The following is a 17002-nucleotide window of genomic DNA, read 5'->3' as shown; positions in this document are numbered from 1 at the left end:
CAGCCCCCTGTCTGTGAGGTCACGTGACTGTAGACGTGCATACGGGTCCGCACAACACGACACGCCGGGTGAAAACCCGGCGTGCCATGGCGCTGACCAGCGCAGACGACCGACAGTACCCCGGCTGTCGGCCGCCCGCGCGGCAGGAGGTCTAGAGGTTGTGCCCCTCGCCCACGGGCTGGGCGGCCGATGAGCGCGGCGGCAGCGCGTTGCCACGGTTGTCGAGGTCGCCGAGCAGGTTCTCGAGGTAGCTCTTCAGGCGCGTGCGGTAATCGCGCTCGAACACGCGCAGCTCGTCGATCTTGCGCTCGAGCAGGGACCGCTCCTGCTCCAGCTGGCCGAGCGTGCGCTGCGACGTCTCCTCGGCCTCCCGCACGATGCGGTTCGCCTGCGTCTTGGCCTCGCCGATGAGCCGCTCGGACTCCTCCTGGCCGCTGCGCACGTAGTCGTCGTGGAGCTTCTGGGCGAGCTGCAGCATGCCGGTGGCCGACTCGGGCTCGCTCGAGTGCACGGGCGAAGGAGCAGCCGCCACGACGGGCGCGGGCGCCTGCACGACGGGCTCGGGCACGGGCTCGGGCTTCGGGGGCGCCACGGGCGCGGCGACGGCCTGCTGCGCGCCCGCGCGGCTCAGCTCGGCGATGCGCCGCTCGGCGGCCGCGAGCTTGGTCTTGAGGTCCTCGTTCTCGCCCTGGAGGTCGCGCAGGGTGTTGACCACCTCGTCCAGGAAGTCGTCGACCTCGTCCTGGTCGTAGCCCTCACGGAACTTGGTCGCCTGGAACTTCTTGTTCAGGACGTCGTCTGCGGTCAGCAGTGCCATCGTCGTCACCTCGATCGGTCGTGCGGGGTAGGTGGAGCTGGTGGCCGGCAGTGACTCGTCCACCTCGGCCACCGTAGCGGACGGATCGCGTCAGGGACGCGCGTGCACGCGAGTCAGGACGGAGTTCAGAACCGCGCCGCGAGCCCCGGGAGCACGGACAACAGGATGCTGCACAGCAGGAACAGCACCAGGAACGCCAGGTCCAGGCGGACCGGACCCAGCGTGAGCGGCGGCAGCACGCGGCGCAGCGCCCGCAGCGGCGGGTCGGTCACCGTGTACGTCGCCTCCGCGACCACCAGGGCCACCCCGCGGGGTCGCCACTGGCGCGCGAAGAACATCACCCAGTCCAGCACGAGGCGCACGAGCAGGAACAGGAAGAAGACGAAGACGACGAACGTCAGCAGCTGGAAGACGACGGCCACGCGTCAGCTCTGGTTGTAGAACCCCGCGCGGCTCGCGGCACCGGCCGCCGAGTCGCCCGCGACCTCGACGTGCGCGGGCGACAGCAGGAACACCTTGTTGGTGACCCGCTCGATCGCGCCGTGCAGCCCGAAGATCAGCCCTGCGGAGAAGTCGACGAGACGCTTGGCGTCCGCGTCGTCCATGTCGGTCAGGTTCATGATCACGGGCGTCCCCTCACGGAACGCCTCGCCGATCTTGCGCGCGTCGTTGTACGAGCGCGGGTGGATCGTCGTGATCCGGCGCAGCTCGGACACCGGCTGCGGCTGCTCGACCGCTGCGACGCGGGTCGGCCGGAACGGCGTGACCTGCGCCTCGTGCTCCTCGTGCTCCATCGGCACGTCCGCCCCCTCGAACTCGTCGGGGTACTCGCCGTTCGCGGCGCCGTCGTCGGCCAGGCCGAGGTACAGCATCGTCTTGCGCAGCGCTCCGGCCATGGCCCCGCTCCTCCCCCGGACGTCGTCCGGACCTGCTCGTCGCCCCACGTCTGCCGCGGCCCGTCACCACGACGACCGTGGGCCGTCCTTCTCCGCTGGTCACGCTAGCAACGGGCGGCGGATCGCTCGGCCCGCGACACGCCGTGTCGTGTGAGGGTCTCGTGCGCGTCTGTCAAGAGCGGATCCGCACAGTCGTCCCATGACGGACATGTCAGACAAGTCGCACGACCCCGGCGAACCGACCCGTGCGGCCGCCGTCCGCCGCGTTCCTGCGGTAGGAGAACAGCGAGCCGTCGAGCCACGTGTCGCGCACCGACCGCACGACCTCCCGGACCCCGGCGGCGCGCAGCTGGGCCTCGACGCCCGCGGGCAGGTCGAGCGCCGGCGTCCCCCACGCGGTGCGGGCCGCTGCCGCGGGGACGAGCGCCACGACCTCGTCGTGCAGCGCGGCCGGGACCTCGTAGGACACGCCCGCGACGGCCGGGCCGACCGCCGCTCGCACGCGCCGGACGTCGCCGCCGCGCGCCACGAGCGCGTCGAGCGCCGCTCCGACCACCCCCTCGACGAGCCCGCGGCGGCCCGCGTGCGCGGCGGCGACCACGCCCGCGTCGGCGTCCGCGAGGAGAACCGGCACGCAGTCGGCCACGAGCACCGCGAGTGCGACGTCACGGCTCGTCGTCACGAGCGCGTCCGCCGTCCCGGCCGGGGCCAGCACGTCGTCGGGCAGGTCGCCGGGACCCACCGCGAGGACGTCGGCGCCGTGCACCTGGTCGACGAAGGCCACGCGGCAGCCCACGCGCGCCGCGAGCCGGCGACGGTTCTCGGCGACGGCGTCCGGGTCGTCCCCCACGTGCGCGCCGAGGTCGAGCCCGTCGAACGGCGCCCGGCTCGCGCCGCCGCGGCGGTCGGTGAACCCGGCGACGACGCCGGGGCCGAGATCGACCTCGTCGAGGTGGATCCCGGCCCCGTCGCGGTCGGTCACGAGCGGGACGTCACTTGAGGAAGTCCGGCACGTCGAGCTCCTCGCGCTCACGCTCACGGCGCGGCTCGTCCTCCGTGAAGATCCGCGGCACCTCGAGCGCGCCCGTCACGGGGCGCGGCTCGGCGTCGGTCGAGAGGAACGCCGGGACCTCGGGCACGGGTGCCGTGGCCGCGGACACCGGCGCGGGCGCGAACGCCGGCGCGGGGTCGACGACCTCGGGGCGCGGCGCGGGCACGTTCGGGACCTGGCGCGGCGCCGCACCGGAGACCTGGCCGAGCGCGCGCGCGTCGCGCCGCACCACGGGCGAGCCCCCGTCGAAGCCCGCCGCGATGACGGTCACGCGCACCTCGTCGCCCAGGGCGTCGTCGATGACCGCGCCGAAGATGATGTTCGCCTCGGGGTGCGCGGCCTCCTGGACCAGTCGCGCGGCCTCGTTGATCTCGAACAGACCGAGGTCCGAGCCGCCCTGGATCGACAGCAGCACGCCGTGCGCGCCGTCGATGCTGGCCTCGAGCAGCGGCGAGCTGATCGCCATCTCGGCGGCCTGCACCGCGCGGTCGTCGCCGCGTGCGTACCCGATGCCCATGAGCGCCGAGCCCGCGCCCTGCATGACGGACTTCACGTCCGCGAAGTCGAGGTTGATGAGGCCCGGCGTGGTGATGAGGTCCGTGATGCCCTGGACACCGGACAGCAGCACCTGGTCGGCCGAGTGGAACGCGTCGAGGACGGACACCGAGCGGTCGGAGATCTGCAGCAGGCGGTCGTTGGGGATGACGATGAGCGTGTCGACCTCGGCGCGCAGCGCGTCGATGCCCGCGTCGGCCTGCACCGAGCGGCGCCGGCCCTCGAACGTGAACGGGCGGGTGACGACACCGATCGTCAGCGCGCCGAGCGAGCGCGCGATGCGGGCCACGACGGGCGCGCCGCCCGTGCCGGTGCCGCCGCCCTCGCCCGCGGTGACGAAGACCATGTCGGCGCCGCGCAGGACGTCCTCGATCTCCTCCGCGTGGTCCTCGGCGGCCTTCTTGCCGACCTCGGGGTCCGCGCCGGCGCCGAGGCCGCGCGTGAGCTCGCGGCCGACGTCGAGCTTGACGTCGGCGTCCGACATCAGCAGGGCCTGGGCGTCGGTGTTGACGGCGATGAACTCGACACCCTTGAGGCCGACCTCGATCATGCGGTTCACGGCGTTCACGCCGCCGCCGCCGATCCCGACGACCTTGATGACCGCCAGGTAGTTCTGCGGAGCTGCCACGGTGGGTGCCTCTCGTTTCGTGCCGATCGTGCGAGCCTGTCGGGCGCGGGCCCGGTGATGTCGTTCGGGGCGGTGAGCCGCTCCCACGACGTCCGCCCCCGCGACACGCCGCGGCGACGACCGCTCAAACCTTCACCCTCAACTTGAGGGTTATAGTTATGTCAGGTGTCCTGTCAGGGCGTGACGCTAGGTCGCGGTCACCCCTCGATCAACGACCGCGCGCGCGTGTCGCGTGACGAGCCTGCGCACATCCGTGCGGCACCGGGTGCCCGCGCGTGCGCGGGCCGCTCTCGACGCCCCGGCCCCGGCCCGGGGTCACTCGACGATCGGCATGCGCGGCGCCGACACGTCGACGACCTTCGCGCCCTCGACCGCGTCCGAGCCCAGCAGCGTCGCCAGCACCGCGGCCTTCAGCGGCGTCTGCGCCGAGCTCCCCCAGTCGACCCGCAGACCGCCGCGCAGCTTCATCGACACCGTGTCCTGCGTGCGCGCCGACACCGAGCCCACGCGCGCCGCGAGCTCCGGCGGCAGCTGCTCGACGACGTCCAGCACCGCCCCGAGCGTGCGCGCGTCACCCGCAGGCACGTCGACCACCGGCAGGTCCTGCGGCGCCTTCGTGACGTGCCCGACCTGCACGCCCGCCTCGTCGAGCAGCGTGAAGCCCTTGCGGCCGTCCGCGGGCACCGCCGCCACGGGCTCGCGGGCGACGATCGTGACGGTCAGCCCGTGCGGCCAGTCGCGCGACACCGTGACGTCCCGGACCCCCGGCACGTCGAGCACGTCCTGCCGGATCGCGCCCGTGTCCAGCCGCGGCAACGGCGTCTCGTCGCGTGCCTCGACGAGCGCGCGCACCTCGTCCGCCGCCACCACCGAGTTCGCACCCTCGATCTCGATCGTCAGCTCACGTGCGTCGAGGGCGAGCACGGGCGAGAAGAACAGGAGCCACGCGAGCGCACCCAGCACCGCCGCCGCGCTCACGAGCCCGATCGCCTGGCGCCGCGCGAGCGTGCGACGCATGCGTGCGCGCTCCTCGAACCGCGCGGCCGACGTGGTGGACACGACCGGGGGGACGCGGATCGCGACGCTCGGCGGGCCGCCGCCGCGGACCGGGACGCTCGCGGGCGCCGCGTCCGTGGACCCACCGCGGACGACGGTCCGGCCACCGGCCGGCGGTGTCGCCGGGGCGGGCGGCGCAGCCTTCGGCGTCGCCGCCCTGGCGGTGGCCGACCTCGGCCTCGCCGCCTCGGGTGTCTCAGCCTTCGGGGTCCCCGCCTTCGGGGTCCCAGCCTTCGGCGTCCCGGCCTTCGGGGTCCCAGCCTCGGGCGCAGACGGCTCGGTCGAGCGCGACGTCACGACCCGCGGGGTCGGACGCGGGCGCGGCGACGGCCGCGGGACGGGCGGCCGCGGCGGCCGGGACGGGCTCATGACGCGTCCCGCCCCCGCGCGGCGAGGTGGTCGAGGATCTCGGGTCCGAGCGCGGTGACGTCGCCCGCGCCGACCGTCAGCAGCAGGTCGCCGGGACGCGCCGCGTCCGCGATCGCGCGCGCGGCTTCGTGCCGGTCCGCCACGAACGTCGCCTTGCCGGGCGCCGGCACGCGGTCGACGACGAGCGCGCCCGTGACGCTCGGGTCCGGGTCCTCGCGGGCCGCGTAGACGTCGGTCACGACGACGACGTCCGCGAGGTCGAGCGCCGCGCCGAACTCGGTCGCGAACGTCCGGGTGCGCGAGAACAGGTGCGGTTGGAACAGCACGAGCACGCGCCCGGGACCCGCGACCGTGCGCGCCGCCCGCAGCAGCGCGGCGACCTCGGTCGGGTGGTGCGCGTAATCGTCGACCACCCGCACGCCGTCGGCGGTGCCGCGGTCCTCGAACCGGCGCCCGGTCCCCCGGAACGCGCCGAGCGCACGCGCGGCATCCTCGCCGGCCACGCCGAGGCGCACGAGCACCGCCCACGCCGCGGCGGCGTTGAGCGCGTTGTGCGCGCCGGGCGCCGCGAGCGTGACGCTCGTCGGTGCGGCGTCGCGGGGCGTGAGGTCGAACGTCCAGCGCTCGGTCTCCCCCGCGACGACCTCGCCCACACGCACGTCCGCGTCGTCCGAACGGCCGTACGTGACGACGTCGACGCCACGGGCCGCGAGGTCGTCGGCCACGCGCGCGACGAGGCGGCGCGCCCCGTCGTCGTCGCCGCACGCGACCAGCAGCCCGCCCGGGCGCAGGCGCGCCGTGAACGCGACGAACGCGTCCTCGAACGCCTCCCGGGTGCCGTAGTGGTCGAGATGGTCGGGCTCGACGTTGGTCACCACCGACACGAGCGGCGCGTACGCGAGGAACGAGCCGTCGGACTCGTCGGCCTCCGCGACGAACGCCGGACCCGCCCCGTCTCGGCCGCCTCCCACGGGCCCGTCGTCGGTCAGCACCGTGCCGCCGATCGCGAACGACGGGTCGGCGCCCACCGCGAGCAGGCCGGTCGCGATCATCGCGGACGTCGTGGTCTTGCCGTGCGCGCCCGCGACCGCGACACCGTCCCGGTCCGCCATGAGGGACGCGAGCGCCTGCGAGCGGTGCAGCACGCGCAGCCCCGCGGCGCGCGCCGCGGCGAGCTCGGGGTTCGTCTCGCGGACCGCTGACGAGACGACGAGCGTGTCGACGCCCGCGACGAGCGCGGCGTCGTGCCCCACGTGCACGTCCACGCCCGCGGCGCGCAGCCCCGGCAGCGCCGGGCCGTCGGCCGCGTCGGACCCGCTGACCGACAGCCCGCGTGCGGCGAGCAGCAGCGCGACCGCCGACATGCCGGCGCCGCCGACGCCCACGAGGTGGACACGTCCGAGCTCCGCGACGGGCACGGGCGTCGTGCCGTCGACCCCGGTCACGCGGCGCTCCCGGCGGTGAGCTGTGCCTCGACGAGGTCGACCACGCGGCCCGCGGCGTCGGGCACGCCCACCGACGCGGCCGCGGCCGCCATGCGGGCCCGCGCCTCCTCGGCCTGCGGGCCGACGAGCAGCGCGGGAAGGTGCGCGGTGACCCACGCGCCGTCCAGGTCGTCGTCGGCGACGAGCAGCGCGCCGCCCGCGGCGACCACGGGCGCCGCGTTGCGGCGCTGCTCGCCGTTGCCGATCGGCAGCGGCACGTACACCGCGGGCAGCCCGAGCGCCGCGACCTCGCAGACGGTGCCCGCACCCGAGCGTGCGAGCACGAGGTCCGCGCACGCGAGCGCGAGGTGCATCTCGTCGAGGTACTCGAGCACGTGGTAGCGCGCCACGTCCTCGGACGTCGCGCTGCCGCCCGCCACGAGGGCGTCGCGCGCCGCGACGACGGGCGCGGACTTGTCCCGTCCCGTGAGGTGCAGCACCTGGACGCCCGCCGCGAGCAGGTCGCCCGCCGCGGCCGCGACGGCGGCGTTGACGCTCGCCGCGCCCAGCGAGCCGCCGGTGACGAGCAGCGTCGGCAGGTCGGGGTCGAGCCCGAGCGTCCGCGCCGCGCGCCGGCGCGCGCCGGCCGCGTCGGCCGCCCGGTCGGCGACGAGCGCCGCGACGGGAGCGCGCAGCGGGAGCCCGGTGACGACCGCACCGGGCAGGGACGTGCCCGGGAACGTCACGGCGACGGCGCGGGCCCACCGCGCACCCAGCCGGTTCGCGAGTCCCGGCCGCGCGTTCTGCTCGTGCACCACCACCGGGACGCCGCGCCGGCGCGCGGCGAGGTACGCGGGCGTCGCGACGTAGCCGCCGAAGCCGACGACGACCTGCGCGCCGCTGTCGTCGATCGCGCGGCCGGCCGCGGCGATCGCCGCGCGCAGGCGGCCGGGCAGCCGCAGCAGGTCGAGGGACGGGCGGCGCGGCAGCGGCACGCGCGGGACCTCTGCGAGCGGCAGCCCCGCGGCGGGCACGAGGCGCGCCTCGAGGCCCTCCGCCGTGCCGAGCGCGGTGAGGGTCGCGTCGGGGTGCCGGCGGCGCAGCTCGTCGGCGACCGCCACGAGCGGGTTGACGTGACCGGCGGTGCCGCCGCCCGCCAGGAGTACGGACACGGGGCGTGCGTCAGGCACGTCCACCACCTCTCGACGTCGTGGAAGCTGCGGCCGTCCGCGACCGGTCGGCACGCGTGGCGCCCCGGCCGAGCCCGACGACCGCGAGCGAGCGTCGCACGGCACCGGCACGCGCCGCGAGCGCGTCCGCCGCCCCGGGCTCGTCGCGCGCGAACGCGATGACCACGCCGAGCGCGGCGAGCGTCATGATGAGTGCCGAGCCGCCCGCGGAGACGAGCGGCAGCGGCACGCCGATGACCGGCGCGAGGCCGATGACGACCGCGATGTTGACGAACGCCTGGCCGACGATCCACGCGAGCACGGCACCGGTCGCGATCTTGACGAACGGGTCCGGGTGCCGGCTGATGACGCGGATCATCGCGAACGCGAGCAGGCCGAACAGCCCGAGCACGATGAGCGTGCCGACCAGGCCGAGCTCCTCGCCCAGGATCGCGAAGATGAAGTCGTTGTGCGCCGCGGGCAGGTAGGACCACTTCTCGCGGCTCTGGCCGAGCCCGAGCCCGCCGATCCCGCCGCTCGCGAGCCCCCAGCTGCCGTGCAGCGTCTGGTAGCAGTCCGCCGAGGCCGAGCACTCGTCCCCGCCGAGCCAGCTGCCGATGCGCGCCATCCGGTTCGGGCTGAGCACGACGAGCGCGGCGACCGCGCCGCCGGCGAGCACGCCCGCGACCGCGAACATGCGCAAGGGCACGCCGGCGACGAACATCGCGCCGGCGACGAGCACGAACAGCACGAGCGCCGTGCCCAGGTCGTGGCCCAGGAGCACCGCGCCGATCGCGAGCCCCGCGACCGGCACGGCGGGGACGAACACGTGCTTCCACTGCTCGAGGTACGGCTGCTTGCGCGCGAGGACGGCACCCAGCCACAGCGCGAGCGCGAGCTTGATCGTCTCCGACGGCTGCGCGGTGATGCCGCCCGGCAGGCGCACCCAGTTCGTGTTGCCGCCCGCGCCGGTGCCCAGTCCGAGGAACACGAGCGACTGGAACGCGACCGCGGCGCCGAGCGCGGGCCACGCGATGGCCTTGAAGAACCGCACGGGCATGCGGGACAGCACGACCGCGATGGGCAGCCCGACGAGCGCGAACTTCGCCTGGTCGAGGAACACCGCGTACGCGTTGCCGTTCTTGTCGAGAGACTCGACGCTCGAGCTCGACAGCACCATGACGAGCCCGATGACGAGCAGCAGCGCGCTCGCGCCGATCAGCACGTAGTAGCTCGTGACGACGCTGTTCCAGTGGCCCAGGAGCGACCTGCGCGGGCGCGCGGTCGTCGGGTCGGTCGCCGGGTCGGTCGCTGCGTCGTCGGCGGCGACGCCGTGCGGCACGGCGCTCACGCGCGTCCGCCCGCCCGCTCGCCTCCCTCGCCCACCGCCGCACGCGCGGCCGCGGCGAACGCGTCACCGCGCGCGGCGTACGAGGCGAACTGGTCCATGGACGCGCAGGCGGGCGCGAGCAGCACCGTGGTGCCGGTCGCGGGCCCGGGGCGCACGAGGGTGCGCGCGGCGGCCACGGCGGAGGTCATCACGTCCCCAGTCTCACCGGGGACGATCTCGACGACGGGGACCTCGGGCGCGTGTCGGGCGAGCGCGTCCCGCAGCGGCTCGCGGTCGACGCCGATCAGGACGACGCCCGCGAGGCGGTCGCGGCGCGTGCGCACGAGGTCGTCGAACCGCGCGCCCTTCGCCAGGCCACCCGCGACCCACACCACGCTCGCGGCGGGGAACGCCCCCAGGGACGCCGCGGCGGCGTGGGCGTTCGTGGCCTTGGAGTCGTCGACGTAGCTCACGCTCACCGGCTGGTCGCCGACCGGGACGACCTCGGTCGCGACCGTCTCGATGCGGTGGCGTCCCGGCGCGAAGGCTCGCAGCCCGTCGCGCACGTGCGACGGCTCGACGCCGTGCGCGAGCGCGAGCGCGGCGGCCGCGAGCGCGTCGGCGACGACGTGCGGCGGCACGGTGCCGTCCGGGCCGGCCAGCGCCGCGAGGTCGTCGAGCGTGCCGAGCTCGGCCGCGTGCGTGTGCCGCAGCCGGGCGAACCCGCGGTCCACGAGCACGTCCTCGACGAGGCCGATCTGCCCGACGCCCGGCGTGCCGAGCGTGAAGCCGACCGCGACGGCGCCGTCGACGACGTCCGCGTCGCGCACCATCTGCTCGGTGCGCGGGTCCGCGAGGTTGTAGACGCACGCGAGCTGCGCGTGCTCGTACACGCGCGCCTTGTCGGCCGCGTACGCCTCGAGCGAGCCGTGCCAGTCGAGGTGGTCGGGCGCGACGTTGAGCACCGCGGCGGCCTGCGCCGACATGCTGCGCGTGAAGTGCAGCTGGAAGCTCGACAGCTCGACCGCGAGCACGTCCAGCGTCGGGTCGGTCGCCGCGTGCACGATCGGCGTGCCGACGTTGCCGACGGCGAGCGCGCTGCGCCCCGCGGCCGCCAGGATCGACTCGAGCATCCCGACGGTCGTCGTCTTGCCGTTGGTCCCCGTGAGCGCGAGCCACGGCGCAGGCGCCCCCGACGGCCCCGGAACGCGCACGCGCCACGCGAGCTCGACCTCGCTCCACACCGGCAGCCCCTGGGCGGCGGCCGCCGCGAGCAGCGGGTGGTGCGGTGCGAGCCCGGGCGACGTCACGACGAGGTCGGCGCGCGCGAGCCCGTCCCCGGCGAGGTACTCGGCGCTCGAGACGGCCTCGTCGGACGCGTCGTCGACCGGCACGACGCGGGCCCCGCGCGCCGCGAGCACCTCCGCCGCGGCGCGTCCGGACACGCCGAGCCCCGCGACGACGACGCGCGCGCCCTCGAGGTCGAGCGGCGGCTGGGCGGCCTCGTCGGGCCCCGGCTGGGCAGGTCCCTGCTGCGACACCTAGCCGGCCACCCACTCGGCGTAGAAGATCCCGACCCCGAGCGCGACGAACAGCCCCGCGATGATCCAGAACCGGATGACGATCGTGACCTCGCCCCAGCCCCCGAGCTCGAAGTGGTGGTGCAGCGGCGCCATCTTGAACACGCGTCTGCCGGTCATCTTGAAGAAGCCGATCTGGATGACGTCCGACAGGACCTCGAGCACGAACAGGCCGCCGACGATCGCCGCGAGGATCTCGGTGCGCGTGAGGATCGACAGGCCCGCGAGCGCGCCGCCCAGCGCGAGCGAGCCCGTGTCGCCCATGAAGATCTTGGCGGGGCTCGCGTTCCACCACAGGAACCCGAAGCACGCGCCCGTGATCGCGGCGGCCACGACGGCGAGCGCGAGCGGGTCGCGCGTCTCGTAGCAGCGCGGCCCGGCGGACGTGAGGATCTGGCACGACTGGTTGAACTGCCACACGCAGATCACGACGTACGCGCCGAACACGATGAGCGAGACGCCCGTGGCGAGCCCGTCGAGCCCGTCGGTGAGGTTGACCGCGTTGGACCAGGCCGTGATGAGGAAGTTCGCCCAGATCACGAACAGGATCAGCCCGATGGTCGCGCCCGCGAACGCGAGGTCGATCCCGGTGTCGCGGATGAACGAGATCTTGGTCGACGCGGGCGTGCGGAACAGGTCGTTCGGGAACTGCAGCGCGGCGACCGCGAACGCCACGCCGACCAGGCCCTGCCCGACGATCTTCCAGCGGGCCTTGAGCCCGAGGCTGCGCTGGCGGCTGATCTTGATGAAGTCGTCGAGGAACCCGACCAGGCCGAGGCCGGTCATGAGGAACAGCACGAGGATCTCGGACACCGACGGTCGCGTGCCCGTGAGCAGCAGGGCCGCCGCCCAGCCGAGCAGCGTCGCGCCGATGATCACGACACCGCCCATGGTGGGGGTGCCGCGCTTGGTGAAGTGCGCGGTCGGCCCGTCCTGGCGGATGAACTGCCCGTACTGGCGGCGCACGAGGAACCGGATGAACAGCGGCGTCCCGAGCAGCGCGACGAGCATCGCGACGCCGCCCGAGATGAGGACGGCCCTCACGAGCCGCTCACCTGCGCAGCCGCGGTGGGCGCGTCGGTGGGCGCGTCGGTGGGCTCAGCGGTGAGGATGTCACCCAGGCGCCACAGCCCCGCGCCGTACGACGACTTCACGAGCACGACGTCGCCCGCGCGCAGCTCGTCGGCCAGGAACGCCGCGGCCGCGTCGACGTCGTCCGCGAGCGCGACCTCGTCGCCCCAGCTGCCCTCGTGGTTCGCGCCGTCGCGGATGGCGCGCGCGCCCTCGCCGACGACGACGGTCAGGCCGATGTTGAGGCGCACCGCGAGCCGGCCGATCGCGTCGTGCGCCTCGCGGGAGCCCTCGCCGAGCTCGAGCATCTCGCCGAGCACGGCGATCGACCGCCGGTCGCGCCCCGCGACGACCGCGAGCGCCTTGAGCGCGGCGCGCATCGAGTCGGGGTTCGCGTTGTAGGAGTCGTCGATGACGGTCACGCCGTCGGCGCGGTCGACGACGTGCATGCGGTGCGGCGACAGCGCGTCCGCGGCGGACAGCCCGGCCGCGACCTCGTCGAGCGTGAGGCCCGCGGTGAGCGCCGCGGCGGCCGCGGCGAGCGCGTTGTGCACGTGGTGCTCCCCCACGAGGCGCAGCGCGACGTCCGCCTGCTCGCGCTCGGGCGTGCCGTCGCCCACGACGAGCGTGAACCGCGCGCGGCCCGCCCGGTCGACGCTCACACCGGTCGCGCGCACGCGGGCACCCTGCGACTGGCCGAACGTCACGACCTCGCCGGGCGCGAGCTCGGCCATCGCGACGACGCGCGGGTCGTCGGCGTTGAGCACGGCGACGCCCTCGGGCAGCAGCCCCTGGACGATCTCGGACTTCGCACGCGCGACGCCCTCGATGCCGCCGCCGAACCCGCCGAGGTGCGCGTGGCCGACGACGAGCACGACCGCCACGTCGGGCGGCGCGATGCGCGTGAGGTAGGTGAGGTGGCCCGGTCCGGAGGCGCCCATCTCGAGCACGAGGAAGCGCGTGCCCTCGTCGGCGCGCAGGACCGTCAGCGGCAGGCCGATCTCGTTGTTGAAGGACCGCACGGGCGCGACGGTCGGGCCGGCCGCGCCGCACAGCTGCGCGAGCAGGTCCTTCGTCGTCGTCTTGCCCACCGAGCCGGTGACGCCGATGACCTGCAGCCCGCTGCCACCGGGGGCGAGGGAGGCCTCGCGCAGCTGCGCGAGCACGTCGCGTGCCAGGTCGCCGAGCGCGACCTCGACGTCGGGCACGACGACCGTCGGCAGGGGCGTGCCGTCCTCGCCCGTCAGGGGCCGCGCGGCGAGCACGGCGGCGGCACCCGCCGCGACGGCCGCGGCCGCGAAGTCGTGACCGTCCACGTGCTCGCCGGGCAGCGCGACGAACAGCCCGCCCGGCTCGACCTGCCGCGAGTCCGTGACGACCGCACCCGCGACCACCTGCGCGTGCGCGACGCCGTGCAGCGTGCCGCCCGTCGCCTCCGCGATCTGCGCCGCGGTCAGCGCGATCACGCGGCACCGCCCGTGGCGGGCAGCGGCGGCGCGTCCGCGAGACCGTCGGCGACGGCCTGCAGGTAGACGTCTCGGTCGTTGTACCGGTGGAACACTCCGGCGATCTCCTGGGTCGGTTCGTGGCCCTTGCCCGTGACGATCACGGTGTCCCCCTCGCCCGCGAGCGCGACGCCGAGGCGCAGCGCCTCCGAGCGCGGGGACACCTCGTGCACGTCCGCCAGGTCGGGCCGCACCTGACGCACGCCGGCCAGGATGGCGGCGCGGATCTCACCCGGGTCCTCCGAGCGAGGGTTCTCGTCGGTCACGACGAGCACGTCGGCGAGCCGGGCGGCGATCTCGCCCATGATCGGGCGCTTGCCGCGGTCCCGGTCACCGTCGGAGCCGAACACGATGACGAGGCGGCCCGGCGTGATGGGCCGCACGGCCTCGAGCGCGAGCACGAGCGCGTCGGGCGTGTGCGCGTAGTCGACGATGCCGAGCGGGCGGCCCGGTGCGCGCTCGATCACGCGCTCCATGCGTCCCGGCACCGCGTGCGCGTGGCCGACCGCGTCGATCGCGGTCGCCAGGTCGACGCCCGCGGCGTGCGCGAGCACGATCGCGAGCGCGGCGTTCGAGACGTTGACCAGACCGGGCAGCGGGCTCGCGGCGACGTGCTCGGTGCCGTCCGGGCCGCGCAGCGTGAACGTCGAGCCCACGCCGTCGAGTCCGACGTCGGCCGACACGACCTTCCAGTCCGCCTCCGTGGGGTCACCCACGTGCGTCGCGACGGACTCGACGGGGATCCGTGCCTCGCGCACCAGCCGGCGGCCCCACTCGTCGTCGACGACGACGACGCCCCGGCGCGCCTGGCCCGGCTGGAACAGCCGCGCCTTGTCGCGGAAGTAGCCGTCCATGTCGCCGTGGAAGTCCAGGTGGTCGCGCTGCAGGTTGGTGAACCCGACGACGTCGAACGTCGTCCCGGCCACGCGGTGCAGCGCGAGCGCGTGCGACGAGACCTCCATCGCGACCGCGGTCGCGCCGCGCTCGACCGCCAGCGCGAGCACGTGCTGCAGCACGGGCGCCTCGACCGTGGTCCGCGGGCTCTCGATCGCCTCGGACCCGATGCGCAGCTCGACCGTGCCGAGCACCGCGGTGGTCGCGTGGACCGCGCGCAGCGCCGCGTCGACGAAGTACGTGGTGGTGGTCTTGCCGTTGGTGCCCGTGACGCCCACCGTGCGCAGGTGCCGCGCGGGGTCGCCCGCGACGTGCGCCGCGAGCGGCCCGGCGAGCGCGCGCGGGTCGTCGGCGAGCAGGACAGGGACCCGCTGCGCCAGGTCGCCGAGGACCTCGAGTCCCGCCGCGTCGGTGACGACGGCCACCGCACCGGCGTCGACGGCCTGCGCGGCGAACCGCGCGCCGTGCACGCGCGCGCCGGGCACCGCGACGAACAGCTCGCCGGGCAGCACGTCGTCGGACGCCATGCTCACACCGTGGATCGTCGTGCCCGACCCGTCCGACCCGACGCTGACCAGCGAGAACGCGTCGGCGAGAGCGGTCAGGGGGAGGTCGACGGGATGCGCAGGTCGCATCCGGGCCGTCGAGGTCATGGGGAGGAATCTACCGTGGCCGCCGTCGCCCGACGCGCGGCGGACCGCTCCGGCACCCGTCCCGGCGGCCGGGCTCACCACGTCGTCGGGAACAGCGTGGCCTTGGTCCCCGAGGGCGGGACGCCCAGCTCGCTCAGGGCGTACGCACCGATCTTGCTGAACACGGGCGCCGCGACCACGCTGCCGTACTCCGAGGTCCGCGGGTTGTGCAGGATCACGCTGATCGCGAGCCGCGGCGAGTCCGCGGGGACCACCCCGATGAACGACGCCGTGATGCCCTGCTTGCCGCCGTTGATCCAGTTCTGGGCCGTCCCGGTCTTGCCCGCGACGCGGTAGCCCGGGATCGACGCGGTCGATCCGGTGCCGTCGTCGACCACGGACTCGAGCATCGTCATGACCGTGCGCGCGGTCTCCTTCGAGATGATGCGCGTGCGTGCGGCGTCCTTCGACGGCGTGAACGTCCCGTCGGGTGACGTCCAGCCCTTGACGACGTGCGGCTGCACGCGCACGCCGTCGTTGGCCACGGTGGCGAGCACCTGCGTCGCCTGGATCGCGTTCACCGAGACACCCTGCCCGAACAGCACCACGTACGGCGTGCGCGCGTTGTTGCGGTCGCCGAACAGCCCCGCGGACTCCCCCGCGAGGTCGATGCCGGTCTTCGACCCGAAGCCGAACCGCTCCAGCCACCGGTACCGCTGGTCGATGCTCAGCTTCGAGCCGATCTGCACGGTCCCGGTGTTCGACGACTCCGCGAGCACGCCCGCGGTCGTCAGGTGCTGGGTCTCGTGCTCGTGCGAGTCCTTGAACGTCTGGCCGTTCTCGACCGTCAGCCGGTACGGCACCGTCCACTTGTCGGTCGGCGTGACGAGGCCCTCCTCGAGCACCGCCGCCATCGTGATGACCTTGCCCGTCGAGCCGGGCTCGAACACGTTCGAGATCGACGGCGCGAGCGAGCCGCCCGCCGAGTCGCCCGGCTTGTTCGGGTCCCGTGTGCCGGAGTCCGCGAGTGCGAGCACCTCGCCCGTGCGGACGTCCATCACGACGATCGTGCCCGAGTCGGAGCCCGTCTTCGTGATCTGCTCGGTGAGCAGGCTCTCGGCCTTCCACTGGATGTCGGAGTCGATCGTGAGCGTGACCGAGTCGCCCTGCGTCGCGGGCGTCCCCTCGAAGTAGCCGCCCGGCACCTCCTGGCCCTTCGCGCCGCGCTCGAACACCTCGGTGCCCGGCGTGCCCTTGAGGCGGTCGTCGAGCGACGCCTCCAGGCCTTCCAGGCCCTGGCCGTTGGAGTTGACGAAGCCGATGACGTTCCCGGCGAGCGCGCCGTTCGGGTAGACGCGGTCCGCGACCTTGTCGACGTTGATGCCCGGCAGGCGCATCGCGAAGATCTCGCGCGCGACCTGCGGCAGCACGCCCTTGCGCAGGTACTTGAAGCTCCGCTTCCCGACGAGCTCGCCGCCGAGCTGCGCGGCGTCGACCCCGAGCAGCGGCGCGAGCCGCTTGGCCACGCCGAGCGCGCCGTCCGGGTCGTCGGGCGCACCCTTGCCCCGGTACTCGCCCACGAGGCGCTGGTTCACCGAGATGTCGTACCGCTCCACCGACGTCGCGAGCGCCACGCCGTCCCGGTCCGTGATCTGGCCGCGCGCACCGATGATCGAGATGGTCGACAGGCGCTCGTCGCGCGCCTGCTGCGCGACCGACGGGCCGCGCACCGCCTGCACGTAGACGAGTCGCCCCGCGAACACCGCCACGACGGTCACGACCGCCACCACGAGGACGACGAGACGCGCCCGCCGCCCCGCCCGGACGGGCCGGGCGGGGCGGGGCACGACGATCGGCGGGGCCACCGAGCCCCGCGCGCGCGCCGGGGCGGCCTGCGCGGGCGCCCCGGCGCGGACGGTCGACGCCGTCGCGCGGGGGGCCTGGCGGCCGCCCGGCGGCCGACGCACCGTCGTGGAGCTCACGGAGCCACTGTGCCTGCTGCCGGTCCGTGCGTCCGGACCGCCA

At 74.8% G+C, this 17002-nt stretch carries 14 protein-coding genes; all 14 read right to left on the bottom strand.

All coding sequences use genetic code 11. The features are described 5' to 3' along the window. Positions 1-151: 151 nt before the first annotated feature. Complete coding sequence (locus F1D97_RS10270; protein ID WP_236120428.1) at positions 152-817, bottom strand: DivIVA domain-containing protein; 666 nt, start codon at positions 815-817, stop codon at positions 152-154. Positions 818-942: 125 nt separating this feature from the next. Continuing rightward, positions 943-1239 carry a YggT family protein gene (locus F1D97_RS10265; protein ID WP_236120427.1) on the bottom strand — a complete coding sequence of 99 codons (297 nt, stop codon included), beginning with the start codon at positions 1237-1239 and terminating at the stop codon, positions 943-945. Between the two features lie 3 nt (positions 1240-1242). After that, a complete protein-coding gene (locus tag F1D97_RS10260) occupies positions 1243-1713 on the bottom strand; it encodes a cell division protein SepF (protein WP_236120426.1) in 471 nt (156 codons plus the stop codon). Positions 1714-1924: 211 nt separating this feature from the next. After that, positions 1925-2695: a peptidoglycan editing factor PgeF gene (pgeF, locus tag F1D97_RS10255; RefSeq protein ID WP_236120425.1), complete on the bottom strand. Its 771-nt coding sequence runs from the start codon at positions 2693-2695 to the stop codon at positions 1925-1927. 10 nt (positions 2696-2705) lie between these two features. Continuing rightward, complete coding sequence (gene ftsZ / locus F1D97_RS10250; protein WP_236120424.1) at positions 2706-3947, bottom strand: cell division protein FtsZ; 1242 nt, start codon at positions 3945-3947, stop codon at positions 2706-2708. A gap of 315 nt (positions 3948-4262) precedes the next feature. After that, complete coding sequence (locus tag F1D97_RS10245; RefSeq protein WP_236120423.1) at positions 4263-4964, bottom strand: cell division protein FtsQ/DivIB; 702 nt, start codon at positions 4962-4964, stop codon at positions 4263-4265. A 404-nt stretch (positions 4965-5368) separates the two neighbouring features. Continuing rightward, positions 5369-6736, bottom strand: a complete 1368-nt coding sequence (gene murC / locus F1D97_RS10240; RefSeq protein WP_236123559.1) for a UDP-N-acetylmuramate--L-alanine ligase — start codon at positions 6734-6736, stop codon at positions 5369-5371. Between the two features lie 77 nt (positions 6737-6813). Then, the gene (locus tag F1D97_RS10235; protein WP_236120422.1) at positions 6814-7986 is read right to left on the bottom strand and encodes a UDP-N-acetylglucosamine--N-acetylmuramyl-(pentapeptide) pyrophosphoryl-undecaprenol N-acetylglucosamine transferase; all 1173 of its coding nucleotides are present in this window, start codon (positions 7984-7986) and stop codon (positions 6814-6816) included. Beyond that, on the bottom strand, positions 7979-9316 hold the full coding sequence (gene ftsW / locus F1D97_RS10230; protein WP_449727690.1) for a putative lipid II flippase FtsW: 1338 nt from the start codon (positions 9314-9316) through the stop codon (positions 7979-7981). Before ftsW ends, F1D97_RS10235 begins: the two co-directional genes overlap by 8 nt. Beyond that, positions 9313-10836, bottom strand: a complete 1524-nt coding sequence (murD, locus tag F1D97_RS10225) for a UDP-N-acetylmuramoyl-L-alanine--D-glutamate ligase (protein WP_236120421.1) — start codon at positions 10834-10836, stop codon at positions 9313-9315. Before murD ends, ftsW begins: the two co-directional genes overlap by 4 nt. After that, positions 10837-11919 (bottom strand): phospho-N-acetylmuramoyl-pentapeptide-transferase, encoded by a 1083-nt coding sequence (mraY, locus tag F1D97_RS10220; RefSeq protein WP_236120420.1) that lies wholly within the window; start codon positions 11917-11919, stop codon positions 10837-10839. Beyond that, a complete protein-coding gene (locus F1D97_RS10215) occupies positions 11916-13412 on the bottom strand; it encodes a UDP-N-acetylmuramoyl-tripeptide--D-alanyl-D-alanine ligase (RefSeq protein ID WP_236120419.1) in 1497 nt (498 codons plus the stop codon). The genes mraY and F1D97_RS10215 overlap by 4 nt, the downstream gene beginning before the upstream one ends. Next, positions 13409-14998: a UDP-N-acetylmuramoyl-L-alanyl-D-glutamate--2,6-diaminopimelate ligase gene (locus F1D97_RS10210; RefSeq protein ID WP_236120418.1), complete on the bottom strand. Its 1590-nt coding sequence runs from the start codon at positions 14996-14998 to the stop codon at positions 13409-13411. Before F1D97_RS10210 ends, F1D97_RS10215 begins: the two co-directional genes overlap by 4 nt. A gap of 74 nt (positions 14999-15072) precedes the next feature. Further along, positions 15073-16959: a peptidoglycan D,D-transpeptidase FtsI family protein gene (locus F1D97_RS10205; protein ID WP_236120417.1), complete on the bottom strand. Its 1887-nt coding sequence runs from the start codon at positions 16957-16959 to the stop codon at positions 15073-15075. Positions 16960-17002 lie beyond the last annotated feature (43 nt).

The sequence above is a fragment of the Cellulomonas palmilytica genome (genome assembly GCF_021590045.1).
In the GTDB taxonomy this organism is placed as follows: Bacteria; Actinomycetota; Actinomycetes; order Actinomycetales; family Cellulomonadaceae; genus Cellulomonas; species Cellulomonas palmilytica.
The sequence above is the reverse complement of the archived record's forward strand: the minus strand, read 5'-3'. Positions and strand labels throughout refer to the sequence as shown.

Bases quoted from the DNA above. Each gene is read 5' to 3' on its own strand.
- F1D97_RS10270 (WP_236120428.1), bottom strand. From the start codon at position 817: ATGGCACTGCTGACCGCAGACGACGTCCTGAACAAGAAGTTCCAGGCG.
- F1D97_RS10260 (WP_236120426.1), bottom strand. From the start codon at position 1,713: ATGGCCGGAGCGCTGCGCAAGACGATGCTGTACCTCGGCCTGGCCGAC.
- F1D97_RS10245 (WP_236120423.1), bottom strand. From the start codon at position 4,964: ATGCGTCGCACGCTCGCGCGGCGCCAGGCGATCGGGCTCGTGAGCGCG.
- murC (WP_236123559.1), bottom strand. From the start codon at position 6,736: ATGTCGGCGGTCGCGCTGCTGCTCGCCGCACGCGGGCTGTCGGTCAGC.
- F1D97_RS10210 (WP_236120418.1), bottom strand. From the start codon at position 14,998: ATGACCTCGACGGCCCGGATGCGACCTGCGCATCCCGTCGACCTCCCC.